The organism is Serratia sp. CY44782 (assembly GCF_052168715.1).
Taxonomy (GTDB): domain Bacteria; phylum Pseudomonadota; class Gammaproteobacteria; order Enterobacterales; family Enterobacteriaceae; genus Serratia; species Serratia nevei.
Map to the genome: position 1 here is coordinate 554,929 of NZ_JBJNME010000001.1, position 14,924 is coordinate 569,852.

Sequence of the window (14,924 nt, forward strand, 5' to 3'; positions counted from 1 at the left end):
GGGGCTACGGGCACGAGAAGGCCGGCAGTTGGAACGGATTACGGATGCTGTTGGGCGTAAACTCCAGCGTGACGCGGTGGCCGTCGAGATTGAAGGTCGCCTGGCGGCCGAGGCCGCCGGTGCCCGAGGACTGCGCCATATCCACCAGGCGGTTCAGCGCCCATGGCCCGCTGGTCACCAGGCTGGCGGTGGTGCCGTTGGCCAGCGCCAGCTGCAAATGCACCTGGTTGGTATTGCGGGTGCCTGGCCAACTGACCACCAGCGGCACCTGTGGGCCGTGGCTGTATTTGAACAGCTGGCCGTCGATATCCAGCGTCAGGTTGAGGATATCGTTATCCATCCGCACCGGTCGCACGGTGACGCGGTAAGAGGGTGTTGCGGTGCCGTTAGCGAAAAACGCATCGCGGATGCGCTGCGCCTGCTGGAACGAACGCAGGATGCCTTCGCCGCCGGGCAGCGTCTTGCCGTCCACGCCGGGGGTAAAGCGCCAGTTGGCGCGGGTGGTGTCGACCTTGCCCTGCAGGTTGTCGCGGAAGAAGCTGTCCATCAGCCCGCTGTTCGGCGCGAACATGCGCGCCAGATCGTCCGGCGTTACTTCCTGGCGCGCCCGGGCCACCAGCGGATAACGGCCGGCGATCGCCTGGCGGCAGAAGCTACCGACCTCGAAGCTGATGCGCTTTTTCACGTTCTCCATCTCTTTACGCTGGGTGTCGCTGCTGGCGCCGATCGCCAGCGACAGCAGCATCTGTTTGAATGGCACCGGCAAGCGGCCGGATTCGGCCTGCAGGCGCGGGATGACGTCGCTCGGCGGCGCCGACATGCCGCTGTTGGCCGCGCCCTGAACCGCCGTCAGATAGCTGTACAACTCATCGACCTGCTTCAGCACGCTGTCGAACGGGATCGCCTTATTGCCTTCGCCCTGGCTTTGCGCCAGCTCCAGCAGCGGCGCGAAGTGCGCCATCACCAGCTGTTCCGGCTGGACCGACACGTCGCCGTCGGCGTTGGCCGGCCGGTTGGTGAACAGCGCCTCCAGCGTGCGGTTGGCGTTTTGATTCAGTTTGTCTTCGGTTTTGGCCAGCAGCGAACGGGAATCAGCGTTGCTTTTCTCGTCGCGCAGGGTGACGTTTTTGCTGACGTTGACCAGCAGATTGCGCATCGGCGACGGGTTGCCGGACAGCAGGCGCGCGCTGCTGATGCGCTGGGTCAGATTGCCGATGTTGGCCAACTGGATATCCCCCAGCAGCTCATCCCAGGCGCTGATGAAGTCCTGCATGTACAGCTGGCGGATGGTCTTGGTCAGTTCGGCACTTTTCTGTTCCGGCGCCTGGCTGTTCAACACCCACACGTCTTCTTTGCGCAGGGTGTCGGTCACCGGATCGATGTTGTCGTTGAACGCCTTCCAATAACCCTGCGAGGTGAACAGGCCCGGTACGCCGTCGGTCACCGGTTTGCCACTTTTGCGGCTGAACGCCAGTTCGGTTTGCGGGCCGGCTAAATCGACCAGGCTGACCGGCTTGATGTCGGTCTGTTTCAGCAGCAGGCGTTTGAGGCGGCCATAGACGCGCTGCGACAGCGGCGCCCGATTGATGGCAGCCTGCGCCTGCGCCACCAGCTGTTCGTCTTTGGCGTAAGGCGAGGCCTGGATCTGCGCGTCCAACAGCTGGCTCAGGTGCCATTCGATCTGCTGCAGCTGCTTCTGGGTACTGCCCTGCGGCAGGTTGCGCTGCAGGTTGAGCATCACCCAGGCGCGCAGGAATTTGCCGTCGTACTGCTTCGGCAGATACAGCATCTGGTAGGCCTTCAGCGCTTCGTAGCTGAAGTCTGCATCGCCGTGGTTGTCGTTACGCAGCGTGGTGGCAATCTGTTGCGCCACCTGCGGCAGCAGCAGCTCTTTCAGCGCTTTCTGGTACAGCGCATTACCGGCGTCGCCCACCTGATCGCCGCGGAACAGCCCCATGCGGTAGGTGAACGGCGGATCGTCCAGCGAAAAGTTCTGGCTGTCCGGCAGGTGCAGCAGGCTGTTGAGGAACGGCAGCAGCGAGAACATGTCGCCGTTGCCCAACTGCGTCAGATTTTGCCCCTGACGCTCGACGCCGGGCACCTTGGCGGCGACTTCCGCCAGATAGGCCTTGTTGTTGCCGTAGCTGGTGAACCAGAGCATCGCCAGCACCGCCAGGATCACCGCCAGCACGATGTAACCCGCCCAGTGCAAGGCGCGGTTGCGGTATTCCCACCAGCGGTTGCTGCCCGCCAGCCCGGACTCCTGGAAGACCACCGATTCCAGCGTCTCTTTCAGGAAGAAGCTTTGGCCTTTGGCCGCCGGGATCGGCGCTTCCTGGTCTACGCTGTCCCAGGCCGCATTGGCCTGCGCCCCAGAATTTGCCGTCGGCAGCTGCAGATAGCGGTTCAGCTCGCCCATCACCCGGTCGAACGGCAGACCTTCCTGCGTACCGCTGGTGAAATAGATGCCGCGCGGGGTAAAGCGGGTTTCAAAACTGGAGGTGGCGAACACCTGCTCCAGGTATTGGCCCAGCAGCGGGCGCAACGCGGCGAATTCCTGTGGGAACAGGTAGCTTTCGGCACGCTGGCGCGCATCGTGCTCCATCAGCAGCGTATCCGGCAGCGCCGCGTCCAGGCGCTGTTGCAGCAGGGCGTATTGCTGTTCGAAAGCGGCGTTCAGATTGAAGTCCGGCTGCCGCGAGCGCTCGTAAGGGAAGGTGAACCCCCAGATCTGGTCGCGCTGCGCTTTGTCAAAGCTGCCGAAGTAGGCCATAAAGCCGTTGAGCAGGTCGGTTTTGGTCACCAGCACGTAGACCGGGAAATGAATGCCCAGCTGCTCGTGCAGTTCGATCAGGCGTTTGCGCAACGCGCTGGCCTGGGCGGCGCGCGCTTCGGCGCTGTCGCTCAGCAGATCGGCGACGCTGATGGTCACCATCACGCCGTTGATCGGCTGACGGGTACGGTATTTTTTCAATAGTGCGACGAAGCTTTGCCATTCGCCGGCGTCTTCTTCGCGCTGGCTTTCCTGCGTGGTGTAGCGGCCGGCGGTGTCGAGCAGCACGGCGTCGTTGGTAAACCACCAGTCGCAGTTGCGGGTGCCGCCCACGCCGCGCAGCGCGGATTTGCCGAAGCGATCCGCCAGCGGGAAGTGCAGGCCTGAGTTGACCAGCGCGGTGGTTTTGCCGGCGCCGGGTGCGCCGATGATCACATACCACGGCAGTTGATACAGGTATTGGCGGCTGAAACGGGTCATCCAACGGTGTTTGCCGCCATCCTGGCCCGGTGCGAAGCGCGCCTTCTTCAGCAGCTGCGCCGCTTCGTCGAAACGCTGCGCCAGCTGTTCGTCTTGCTTGGTTTCAGGCTTGCCGTCTTCCGCCGGCACCGTTTCGGCGGCGCGCAGGTTGCTTAGCAGACGGCTGTTGAACCAGGCGCTATAGAGGCGCGGGATCAGGCGGCACAGGAACCAGATCAGGTAGATAACGCCGATGGCGATCTGGCGGTTGAGTTCCGGCTCCAGCGGGCGATAGTCGCCGATGGCCACCAGCGGGCCGATCATCCAGATGATGAACGCCAGCGCGGTGATGCCGACAAAGCCCCACAGCAGGCGGCTGGTGATGATGGAGAATAACGTACTGAGCATTACTTTCCGGTTCCTTGCGGCAAGCCGTTGATTTCCGCCTGGGTATTTTCCGGGGCGACCAACAGCGTAATTTCTACCCGGCGGTTCAACGCGCGGTTCACTTTATTATCGTTCGGCGCGACGGGGTTGCTTTCGCCGCGGCCCTCGGCCTTGACCCGCTGCGGGTTGGCGAGGTGCTTTTGCAAGCGAGCGCTGACCGCTTCGGCGCGCGCCAGCGACAGCTCCCAGTTGGAGGCGAAACGGGCGCTGCGGATCGGTACGTTGTCGCTGTAGCCGGTGACCAGGATCTTGCCGCTGACGCCGTTCATGGCGGCGGCGATGCGGTCGATAACCGGAATATAGTTGGCGCGCACCGTGGTGGCGGCGGAGTCGAACAGCCCATCGCCTTTGAGGATCACCACGCTTTGCTGCGCTTCGTCGCGCACCACCACCAGCCCCTCGGCGATCTCTTTGCGCAGGAAGCTTTTCAGGCTCAGCGTCGGCGGTGCGGCCGGCGCCGGGTTACCGATTGCCACCTGCGGCAGATTGGTTTGATAAATCGCCGCCAGCACCGGGCTGGTGTTGTCGCCCAGCCGCCAGTTGAGGGCGATGAACAGCAGAGAGGCCAGGAAGCCGGTCAACGCCACGCAGGCCCACAGCGGCACCAGCGGGCGCCACAGCTTCTGCTGTACCGGCAGATCTAGCGCATGAGGCGACAGCGGCGGGGCATAGCCACCGCGCACCGACCGGATCAGCTGCAGCAGGCGCTGCTTCATGGTTTCCAGCTGCGACCGGCCGTTTTCCATCACCCGGTAGCGGCCTTCAAAGCCCAACAGCAGGCAATAATTGATCAGCTCCAGCAGGTTGATGTGCTCGCGCGGGCTTTGCGACAGCTTGGCCAGCAGTTGGAAAAACTTCTCGCCGCCCCAGGTTTCGTTGTGGAAGGTCACCAGCAGCCCGCTGCCGGACCACACGCTGTTGCTGCCCCACGGGGTCAGCGCCGCCGCTTCATCCAGCGCGGTGCACAGGCAATAACGCGCGCCGATGATCACTTCGTACGGCAGGTTGGCGCGTTGGCCGCGGATCTCGAAACGGCGCATTTCGTCGATCAGCTGTTGACGCAGCTGCGCCGGGTTGGCGTGCGTGGCCGACTGGCGGATCTGCGAAATGGCGTTCAGCAGCGGGTTGGCGGCGTCCACCAGCGGATTGGCCGCCGGCGCCATGCTATTTTCCTGAGTCATAGGTTACCGGTCCGTATGGCTGCGAATCGCCCAAAATTCCATGTCCAGCCCTGGGAATTCGCCGGCCAGGTGCAGGGCGAAGGCGCTGGATTTTTCCATCTGTTTCCACAGGTCGCCGCCTTTTTCCAGCTCGAAGTAGGTGTAGCCGGCGTGATACGGGATCTGGCGCGGTGCGGCGGGCATGGTGCGCAGACCGATTCCCGGCAGCTGCAGCTGCACCAGATCGCGGATGCGGGTGACCGGGGCGATCTTCATCTGCGCTGGGAAATGGGTCAGCAACACCTCGGCGGCCACGTCGGCGCGCACCGCCAGCACGAAGCCGAAATCGCGCATCATTTTAGCGTCCTGTACGGTGGCGACGTTCAGTCCGTGGGAACGTTCAACCAGCGTCAGCTGAATGGCGTTGTCTTCCAGCACCACCGACAGCCCCTGACGCAGCAACAGCATCAGCTTGCCGAAACACAGCGCCAGGTTGTCATGGTCATACACCGGCAGACGGCCTTCCGGGGTGCGCTGCGCCGAGAAGCTGGCGAGCTCGGTGGCGAACTGCAGCCAATCGGCGAACAGACGCTCCGGGTGCAGATGGTCGAGGTGGTAGGCGTGGCTCACCTGACCGAGATGGCGGTTGATCAGCTGCAACAGCATGAAATCGACCATTTCGGAACTGCCGCCGCGGCCCGGCTGCAGCAGGCGCTGGCTCATCTGTTGGCTGCGCTGTTGCAGCAGGCCCTGCAGATCGTTGATGAAGGTTTTCAGTACCGCGTTGCCCTGGCAGTTCAGCATCGGCGGGATCTGCGCGGTATCGAGACGCAGACTGTTGTCGCCGCGCTTTTCCAGCACGCGAGTGACGCTGAGCGCCGTCCATTCGGCGTTCAGCTCGCTCTCCAGCATCAACCGTAGGCGCAGGCGGCCGAACTGCAGCGCCGCGCTGCCCACCGAGACGGCGTTGAGATCGTCGACTTCGTTCTCGTAAGCCAGATAGCGCGCCAGCGCCTCCGGGCTTTCCTGGAAGATCACGTCTTCACGCCCCGCACGGTAGGTCGGCAGGGCCAGCACCACGTTTTCGCCGGTCTTGTTTTCGGCGATGGTCAGCGGTGCGGGCGCCTGCTGTGCGCCGGAGAAGCGAAACGGCGTGCCGTCCGGCATGATGCCGCTGGCGGCGTTGAGCGCAATCTTGCCCTGGCGCAGCAGCGTTTGATCCAGATCCAGGGTGAGAAATCCCCAGAAACAGCCGCTGTGGGCCTGGCCCCAGTTGCGCATATAGCCTTCGAGATAGTTTTCCGCCTGCTGGAAATGGTGAGGGCGCAAAAACATTCCCTCAGTCCAGACAACCTTATGAGCATCTTTCATCATCACACCTATAGTTACTTCGCTTCAGCGCAGCGGTGGGTCAGTCGACCTTTTTTACGGGGCGCAGGCCATTCACGCCCGCGACGATATGCGCTTCCAGCTCATCCGGCGAGAATTGCCATACTTTGTAGAAATTGGTTTCGGTGGGTTCCGGCAGCGGCAGTGAAATGCGCCAGGTTTTGCCGTCCAGATTTTGATACTCGGCGATCACGCCGATGTAACGTGCGTCCAATGCGCTTTGCCCACCGAGCTTCTTGCCGGTCTGGCCCGGCGTCAGGAAGAACTGATCGCTGTCCAGCAGGCTATTGCCGAGCACGCTTTTGGCGTCGTTTTGCAGACTGAAGAAGTCGGCATCCATGAATTCCGCATCCGAACGCAGCAGCAGCACGCGAATTTTGATCGGCGCCGGTTGCGCGCCGGCGGCGTTGACCTGGCGATCGGCATCGAACACCAGGCTGTAACGCGACGGCACGCTTTTGGCGGAAGACATACAGCCGCCGAGCGCCAACGCGCCCAGCAGCAGAAACAGCATCCCGCACCAGCGGGAAGCGATAGGGGTCGTCATCATGGGAATCTCGTCGCCCGCAGGCGTGCTGACTACTGGAGGATCCAGGTAGCTGAACCGGCGTTTTTACACGCCTTGCTGTCGCCGCCGACTTTGACACAGTCCTGTTTGGCGGCGCGTGCGCGGCGCGGCAGATCTTTGCGCAGCGTCGATTTGTAGCGGGCTTCCGGCACACCGGCGTTGGCCTGGATGTAACCCACCAGGTCGCCACCGCGGATGGCGGAAATCGCCAGCCAGTTGTTCTCCACTTCGCCCAGCGCGTAGAACGCGGCGGCGTTGTCCAGGCTGCCGACGGCGGTGCCGGTATAGTTCGGGCTGCTCATGATGCTGGCGGCGTACAGGCTGCGGTACTCCTCACCGATCGGCTTAAACTGTTTCGGTGCGCTCACCGCGGCGCGGTGCTGCAGCGTGACGCCGTTGACTTCACTGCTGACGATAGCGTCGTTATTGAGTGCCGGCGGCGGTGGCGGCGGGGTGGAACAACCGGCAAGCGTCAGGGCGGTCAACAGCGTCAGGGTAATCCGTGTTTTCACAATATCCTCTTTAATCTTGTTGAATGGCTGTGTAATAGGGCGCCGTCATCAGGGCGCAAGCAGCAACACTTTTAATTGGCTCGGCACGATGCGCATGCCGGGCGCGTTGGTGGAATTCTGCAGGCTGAGGCTGGTCAGCCGAGTAGCCGGAGTGCCTTTGAGCAGCACGGTAAAGGCGCCGGTCAGGTGGCGGGACGGCCCCATCACCGTGCCGGAAGCGACGCCGGTAGCCACGCCGGGGTTGTCGCCGTTGGTCAGCGGCGTCACCGTCGCCATGTTGTGTGCCGGGGTGCCGACGAACAGAATGTTGAACGCGTTCGGGATGGCGGTCGGCGCCAGGGCGATATCCGGGTAGGGCACGGGCACCGGCGCTGGGCTTGGCGTCAGACAGACGTCGGGAAACGCCAGGTCCATGCCGATCATTTGACTGTTGGCAAACATAAAAGGCCTCCGCAGGTTATCCGACGTGGATTTGTTCCGAATCCAGCTTGGTGATGTCTTTTGAGGTAATAAGCGTGTTGCGGGCATGAACGCGGGCGTAATCTTCCGCCTGATAATCCAGTTGCCCGGCGCGCACGTGCTCGGTCTGGCGCACTTTGCGGAACAGCGAATGGCTGATCTGGCTGACCGAATGCCACAGCGATTCGCAGCGCTTGCCGACCAGGCGGCTGATGCTGACGAAGGCCGACAGCTCTTCGCCGCTGTATTTCATCTTGTCGACGTGGCAGTCGCCGGTCTTCGCCTGTAGCCTCATGGCGTCACCGCTCAGTTTCAGCGCCTGCGCGCTGTGCAACGACAGCGAGCCGTTTGGCGTTTCAATGTGCAGATCGCCTTCGACGCTCAGCCGCGCCGCGTTTTGCGGCTCCGCGCGCTCGAGGACGGCGATCGTCCACAGCTGGTGACCGCAGCCGGCGACCAGTACGTTATCGCCGAGGGCCGGCGTCAGCAGGCAGCTCGCCGCCCGGCGGCAATGCCAGCCGCGGCCTTCACACTCCACCACCAGGCTACCGTCCGGCAAGAGGTTGACGACCTGGCCGGCGGCCTGCTGGGGCGGTGCGATGTTGACGGCGCGAGTTGTGTTGGCAACGCTCATGGTGATCCCCTCGTGAAGTGGTCAATGCATTCAGATTCGGCTTTGGCGCTGTGCGCTCCAGGTTTCGGCGGCGTACAGCTCTTCGTCGCTCTCGAGAATCCCGCTGCGATCGCCCCAGCGCGTTTGCTGCTGGTGGGCGCGGTGCATACGGGTGCGCATAAAACGCGCGCGCCGGAAATCGGCGGCGCCGATGTCGGCATAACAAAAATCGGTGTAGGTCAGGTCGCTGTCGCTGAAATCACAGCGCGCTGCGCGGCTGTGTTGGAACACACACTGATACAGACGCGCCTGGCTGAAGTTGGCGGCATCCAGCGTCGCTTCGCTGAAGATCGCCTGATCGAACTGCCCGCCGCGGCACTGTGCCTGGGTCAGGTTGGCTTCCAGCCACAGCGACTGCTGCGCCTGCACGCCCGTCAGGTTGGCGCGCCGCAGCGAAGCACCCTTGAAGTTGCTCTGACGCAGCGTCGCCTGGCTGAAGTCGACATCGTCCAGTTGGTTATCGGTAAACTGGCAGGCGATCAGGCGCTGCCCGGCGTAACTTTTGCCACGATGGTCACATTCGAAAAACGTGACGCGGTCGAAATCTACCCCTTCAAACTCTGTTTGGCAGAGGTTTAACCTAAAGAAGGTGACAAGGGATAACCGAGCATGATTCAACGCGGCACCGTCGAGCGGGCTTTCGTAAAAGGTGGTGCGATCCTGCTGAGTGGCGGAAAAATTCGCGCCGGCCAGTTGGCATGACATCCAGTGGCTTTGGTGGAGCGGCAGCCGACTGAAGTCGCTTTGTTCAAGCCGGCAATCGTTGAACATCGTCAGTTCGATATGGCTTTCGCTGAAGCGGCTGGCCGACATGGCGCACTGATTGAAGGCCGTTTGCTTCAGGTTCGCCCGCGCAAACTGGGCGTGTTCGAGCTGGCAATCGCTGAATACGCTGTCCCGCAGATCGCAACCGGAAAAGTTCACGCCGTTCAGGTTCAGTTCGTTGAACATGCCGCCGGCCAAATCCATATCGGCGAATGACAGGCCGTGCAAATCCTCACCGGCAATCAGCTCGCCGCGTTTTACGCGTTGGCGTATCTGCTCAGGTCTTGAAGTCATACTTCCTTCCCGTTGTGGCGAGGCAATGTTTTCACTCTGACGGTATAGGCACCGTCGAGCCGGGTCGCCTGATCCACTTGCGACTGCGACAAATCGGCCCGGAACAGGTTGGTGCCCTGCAGGTCGGTGCCTGACAACACGCATTTTTGCAGGATCGCCGCAGTGAAATTGGCGTCGCGCAGGTTGGCCTGGGACAGATCGCTGCGGATGAACAGGCTGCCGCTGCCGTTGGCCTGGCGGAAATCGGCCTCGTTCAGGCGGGTTTCCGACAGGTCGCAGTTGTCGAGACGCGCACGGCTGAAATTAGCCCGCGGCAACGGCATCTGGCGTAAATTGCACTGGTTTAGGGTCGCGTCGCTGAAATCTGCCTGCGGCAACAGCGTCTTTGCCACAAAGGCACAGGCCGTGAGGCGTGCGGCGCGGAAGCTGAGGTTTTGCGTCTCGGTGTCAATCCAGGTGCAGCTTTCCAGCCGAGCCAGATTGAAGTTCGCCGCCAGCAGCCGGCATTTGACGAAGCTGATCTTGTCGAGCCGAGCGTGACTGAATGTCAGCTGCTCCAGCTGTAACTCCATCAGCGTAATGTTGGCCAGCGTGGCACGGCTGAAATCACACTGCCCGAGCAAGGTTTCGTACCCCAGCAAATCGCGTAGTGACGCCATCGTGAAATCACAACGCTGAAACAATGTTTGCTGAATGTTGGTTTCGTGCAGCTGCGCGCCGCCGAAATCCGTCGCTTCGCATTTAGCCAGAGCCAAGGAGGCATGGCTCAGATTGGCCTGCTGCAAGACGGCGCCGCTGAGATCGGCGCGCGCCAACATCGCCTCGCGAAGATCGCTGCCCGTCAGCCGGGTGTGACGCAGATTGGCGTTTTCCAGCAATGTGCCGCGCAAGTTAGCCTGACTGAGGTCCATGCCGGACAGATCGGCGCCGGTGAGATCAAGGCCGCTAAGATCTTTATCGCGCAGCATGGCGGCGGCGACGCGTTGGCGAATGATCTGCGCCAGATCGCCGCTTAAACGCAGCGCCGGGCTCTGCGCCTGTGCCGACATTAAATACATCTGGTGCAGCGCGCGCTCGCTTTCCCCCAGCTGCCTGTCGCTAAATGCATCGGGACGTTGACGCCCTTCCTGAAACAGCAGATCGCGCTGCTGCTGGTAGCTTTCCGCACCGGATGATGGCATATGCTCTCCGCCGGGGTTGAGCGGGTCGATACCGTTAGCTTGTGCCAGTTTGAGCATGTCCTGATACTGCGCCTCGGCCTGGCTTTCCAGTCGCTCGACGAATTCGGCGAGTTGGTCCAGCTTCGGCGGCGCTTCTTGCGACGGCAGCGGGAACAGTTCATCGATGTCCTGGCCTTCGCGCAGCAAGCGTTGGCGGTGATCTTCGCGTTGATGCTGTTCGTAGGCGGCAATATTTTCCGCGATCGGGCTTTGCTGCGTCGGCGTTTCCGTATCCAGCCAGGCACCGATGCATGTTTCCGGCAACAGGTCTTGTTCACGAAAAGCGTGCAGGGCACCCTGTTCTTTATCCAGCCGCTGGGCCAACACCTGCCGATAATGCTCGGTGGAACGCGGCTCTCCTTCAATTTCCAATGCCGGCATCAGTTGCATCACGTCGGCGGCGTCGTCTTCATTGATGGGTACGCTGCCCTGATAGATAAGCAGCATCTGTTCCCGGTGGGGGAAGAACCAGACGGTGGTGTGGCGCATGGCGATCTCTTCGAAATACGCTTCGCCGGCGCGCAACCGGTTGATGAAGCCGCGTATGCGCCACGGCGGCAAATGCCCTTGCTGCATTGGCTCCGACGGATGCATGTTCCATATCCGGTAGGCGGCCTGAGGCGGCAGACTGTCGCGTTGGGGAAACTGTTGGTCGCTGTCCGCCATGTTGAACAGGCGCCAGTCGATGTCGTTGGCGAAGCCGGGAAAGCCATTTTTCAACCAGTCGGCGTCGTAGTTTTTACCGATGCGAGAGAAGCGCCGTGGCCAGGTGATATCCAGCGCGTCGAAGCTTGCCGGTAGCGCGCTTTGCCGAGGAGACGTAAGACGCCCCTGCAGCGGTTCGACATTGGGTAGGCGATGGATGCGGCCTTGCGGAAATGTTTCTGGAGTGGCGCCGATACCGTGTGGATTATCGGCGAACTGAGTGCCGCCGTAAGCCCGGCGCCAGTCCAGACGCATTTCTGCAAAGGGGAGGGGAGTGGAGGGACGATCGTTGATCCAATGGCGATCGCCGAAAACCACCAGCGTTTTCTCCAGCGAATCCAGCTGAATCTTCACGGCGCAGGCGGTTTTGTCTTGTTGATGATGGGTGTAGGCGTTACCGGTGGCGAGAAACTCCGCACAGGCTTTCGGGATAGCCAAGTCGAGCACGCCGCCGCTCAACGTGAGCTCTTCGGCGGCCAGCTGCCACAGCTCAGGTTCAGGGCGCAGGCGCGGGGAGCCCCCCATATCGGCCAAGGCCAAAACGGAAACGCCCAGATGATTTTGCCCTTGCCAAAAGAAGGGGCGATGAAGCGCGCTGAGGCGCAGAGGTTTTACGACTTTCATTGTGTGTGTAAAGCTTCCTGTGGATATCAGCCGGCAGCCAGGCTGCTTGCTCAAAAACAATCCGTTTTTCGGTTTAATAGATATCAGGCTATGTCACAACAGATGAAGAAAACGATACGGCGCTGAGGGCCGCTCGCTAATGCGGGGAAAGAGCCCCGCCTCGAAATGGATGATCACGAGGACAGCGCGTTGTCCTTCCCGTTTATTCCGCGAGCCAGGAGTACGGCGGCCACAGACAACGCCGCGGCGATCGCCTTGGCGGTAAATTGGCCGACGCTCTCCAGGTGATAGGGCGCAAAAAAGCCGATGCTGGCGGTGCCCAGAATCAACAGCGCGGCGACCGCTGTAAAACAGCCCAGTTCGATCGCCAGCGCCAGTCTGCCCGGTGTCGCCGCACTCAGGTAACTCATCATAAAGCCGGGCAAGAGCAGGAACCCAATCAGTTCTGCGGGGGCATTCACCGCAGACATCACTTGCTGGTTGTATTTCAGGAGAGCCAGCATCAGAGCGACAAAGATCAGCAATCGCACGGGTAATGCCGACGCCCGGCTTGCCGGCAAAAAATTTTTGCCGATCGCGGCGAGCAACACGCAGCCAACCAGGATGCCAAAGAAGGTAAACAGGATTTGTCCCCAAAGGCTGTCCTGCGTCGAAAAGGCAATAAACGTACCCATCGTGACACTTCCTTATGCAAGGTGATTTAGTGAACTGATGGACGACAAGTCGTTTTCAGCACGTGGATACCGGATGACGTGGATTGAAAGGATTTCTTTCGCTCAAAGTCGGGAGAGCTCCTCGATCACCGCTTTTTTGGGGGTCTTCGGGTCGTACTTTATCGCGGTGAAATGGCCCGGCTGATAACGCGGCAGCTCCACGACGCTGATCGGGCCTTTCGCTACGGCCGTATGGTTTTTTCCGTCTTGGTCGATGTACTTGACTTCGACTTCGCAGACCGGTCGGTTTCCGTCCCACAGATTGGTCTGGCGAATGCTGACGATTTGCCCGGAGGCGGAAACGCCGTTCTCCATCATGCTGAGAGAGGAACTGATATGTTTGAAATAGCCCCAGAGATCGACCGTGATGAATTTGAAGAAACCCACGAGGCTGAGGATAGGAGCCAATAAAATCAAACCGATCACGGTGAAAATATTTTTGGCCTTCGACATGGGCGTCCCTTTATAAAAGATCGCCAGCGCCTGAGTCAGAATGTCGGGAACGGTCTTCTCCCGATAGATGCGAAAATCGCGGTTTTGCGTCAGGTACCCTAGCGCTGGGCACAACCGTGCGGTTTGCCTCACCGAAAAGCCTTCTAAACAACAGCCGCCAGGCGGACAAAGGGGGCAAGGAAATGATAAGGCGAACCATACTATCCGCCGGTTTAGGCATAGCTACCGCACGAGAGTTGACGCACGATCCCGATGGCGTATCTGTCACGAATTGAGACAGGAACTGACGAAAGATTTAACAAAGTTTACACAAAGGCACGATTTGTGCAGTCTACAATAGAGCTCTGCATTTGCAAAATAGCCTTGTGGATCAATGCCAAATTCGTTAACTTGCTCACGATCTTGCTTTTTATTATCTAAAACATATAGATGCGAGCAGATCATTTTTTATCTCAAATTATTGGGAAAATGGTAATACCAAAAAATAAATGTGTAACACTTAAGTCAACTTGCTTATAAAACAACTCTTTTTTTACGTAAAAAAAGTCACCGATTGTTTTTTATCCTTACCATTTCCTTGTTAAAGATGATCAAATATATAAATTTGCCGAATGTTAATTCGGATGATTCCTATTTGTCGGGCGTCCCTGAGCTCACCGGCGGGCCCTTGAGAGGTGAGTTTGAACGGTTAAAAATGCAGCGAGTGAGGACGTTAACGTGGGGAGGGGGTGAAGGAGAGTTGCCCTATCAGCTCACAGAGCCAGATTAAAGCCGGGTCGCGTTGCGCCTGCCGGCCGGCGATCAGCTCAATGGGGAAAGGGGCGATGGCCAATTCGTTTGGCAGCGGGAGAAAGCGTACGCGTTGCGGATCGGAAAAACGCCGGGCCACGCTGGCTGCCAGGGTGGCGATCAGATCGCTGTCGGCGACCACGGCCGGTAGCGCGACAATATGTGAAAAGGTCACGGCGACGCGCCGCTGGCCGCCGATTTCCGCCAGGCGTCGGTCGACCAATCCCCTGGCGGAGCCGTCGTCTGCCGGTGCGTACAGCCCATGCGGCAGGCTGAGATAGCGCGCAAGATCCCAGCGGCCATCCGCCAGTTGCGGATGTGAACGGCTGGCGATGCACACCAGTTGTTCTTCAAACAGCGTGCGCACATAGTGGCTTTCCGTACCGGAAAGATGCCCTCCCAGCGCGATGTCCACCTCGCCACGATCCAACTGCCGGTAAATATTGTGGCGATCCAGGCGCGAAACGCGAATATCGATGCCGGGGGCTGTCTGACGTAACCGGCTGATGATGGCGGGCAGCAGCACGATATCGGCATAGTCGCCGGCGGCCAGCGTAAAACGCCGTTGTTCGGCGGTAGCCGGATCGAAGCGGGCAGGGGGCGCCAACGCGAGATGAATCTGTTCAAGCACCTGCTGAATCTGCGGCATAAGCTGGTGGGCGCGCGGCGTGGGCGTCATGGCGCCGCCGCTGCGGACAAACAGGGGATCGTTCAGCAGAATGCGTAGCCGCGCCAAGGCATTGCTGACGGAGGGCTGGGCACGGTTAAGGCGCCGGCCTGCGGCGGTGACGTTGCGCGTCTGATACAACGCTTCGAACACCACCAGCAAGTTGAGATCGACGTTGGATAAATTCATTTTATGAATGCTCTATATACGGATAATCCATTTCCAGAATCATACTGCGTTCTTTAGGCTGGTAG

12 protein-coding genes are annotated in these 14,924 nt (G+C 60.4%); all 12 read right to left on the minus strand.

Annotated features, from left to right (window positions below):
- Positions 1–4 precede the first annotated feature (4 nt).
- The 12 genes from tssM to ACJ8HT_RS02745 all read right to left on the minus strand — a co-directional run bounded on the left by tssM (position 5) and on the right by ACJ8HT_RS02745 (position 14,859).
- A complete protein-coding gene (gene tssM / locus ACJ8HT_RS02690; protein WP_197652607.1) occupies positions 5–3,640 on the minus strand; it encodes a type VI secretion system membrane subunit TssM in 3,636 nt (1,211 codons plus the stop codon).
- A complete protein-coding gene (locus ACJ8HT_RS02695) occupies positions 3,640–4,842 on the minus strand; it encodes a DotU family type VI secretion system protein (protein ID WP_049272050.1) in 1,203 nt (400 codons plus the stop codon). Before ACJ8HT_RS02695 ends, tssM begins: the two co-directional genes overlap by 1 nt.
- 21 nt (positions 4,843–4,863) lie before the next feature.
- Positions 4,864–6,210, minus strand: coding sequence for a type VI secretion system baseplate subunit TssK (tssK, locus tag ACJ8HT_RS02700; RefSeq protein WP_049201394.1), 1,347 nt, complete (start codon positions 6,208–6,210; stop codon positions 4,864–4,866).
- A gap of 40 nt (positions 6,211–6,250) precedes the next feature.
- Positions 6,251–6,778, minus strand: a complete 528-nt coding sequence (gene tssJ / locus ACJ8HT_RS02705) for a type VI secretion system lipoprotein TssJ (RefSeq protein ID WP_123895291.1) — start codon at positions 6,776–6,778, stop codon at positions 6,251–6,253.
- Between the two features lie 29 nt (positions 6,779–6,807).
- Positions 6,808–7,308: a type VI secretion system accessory protein TagV gene (gene tagV / locus ACJ8HT_RS02710; RefSeq protein WP_019452982.1), complete on the minus strand. Its 501-nt coding sequence runs from the start codon at positions 7,306–7,308 to the stop codon at positions 6,808–6,810.
- Positions 7,309–7,356: 48 nt separating this feature from the next.
- Positions 7,357–7,749, minus strand: coding sequence for a DUF4150 domain-containing protein (locus tag ACJ8HT_RS02715; RefSeq protein WP_110158039.1), 393 nt, complete (start codon positions 7,747–7,749; stop codon positions 7,357–7,359).
- A 16-nt stretch (positions 7,750–7,765) separates the two neighbouring features.
- Positions 7,766–8,401, minus strand: coding sequence for a DUF3540 domain-containing protein (locus ACJ8HT_RS02720; protein WP_194572359.1), 636 nt, complete (start codon positions 8,399–8,401; stop codon positions 7,766–7,768).
- A gap of 30 nt (positions 8,402–8,431) precedes the next feature.
- Complete coding sequence (locus ACJ8HT_RS02725) at positions 8,432–9,499, minus strand: pentapeptide repeat-containing protein (protein WP_197652609.1); 1,068 nt, start codon at positions 9,497–9,499, stop codon at positions 8,432–8,434.
- Positions 9,496–12,048 carry a DUF2169 family type VI secretion system accessory protein gene (locus ACJ8HT_RS02730; RefSeq protein ID WP_197652610.1) on the minus strand — a complete coding sequence of 851 codons (2,553 nt, stop codon included), beginning with the start codon at positions 12,046–12,048 and terminating at the stop codon, positions 9,496–9,498. The genes ACJ8HT_RS02725 and ACJ8HT_RS02730 overlap by 4 nt, the downstream gene beginning before the upstream one ends.
- Before the next feature lie 173 nt (positions 12,049–12,221).
- Positions 12,222–12,722, minus strand: coding sequence for a hypothetical protein (locus ACJ8HT_RS02735; RefSeq protein WP_194572357.1), 501 nt, complete (start codon positions 12,720–12,722; stop codon positions 12,222–12,224).
- A gap of 102 nt (positions 12,723–12,824) precedes the next feature.
- The gene (locus ACJ8HT_RS02740; RefSeq protein ID WP_194572356.1) at positions 12,825–13,346 is read right to left on the minus strand and encodes a DUF3592 domain-containing protein; all 522 of its coding nucleotides are present in this window, start codon (positions 13,344–13,346) and stop codon (positions 12,825–12,827) included.
- A 580-nt stretch (positions 13,347–13,926) separates the two neighbouring features.
- Positions 13,927–14,859, minus strand: a complete 933-nt coding sequence (locus ACJ8HT_RS02745) for a LysR family transcriptional regulator (RefSeq protein WP_174135201.1) — start codon at positions 14,857–14,859, stop codon at positions 13,927–13,929.
- Positions 14,860–14,924: the final 65 nt, after the last annotated feature.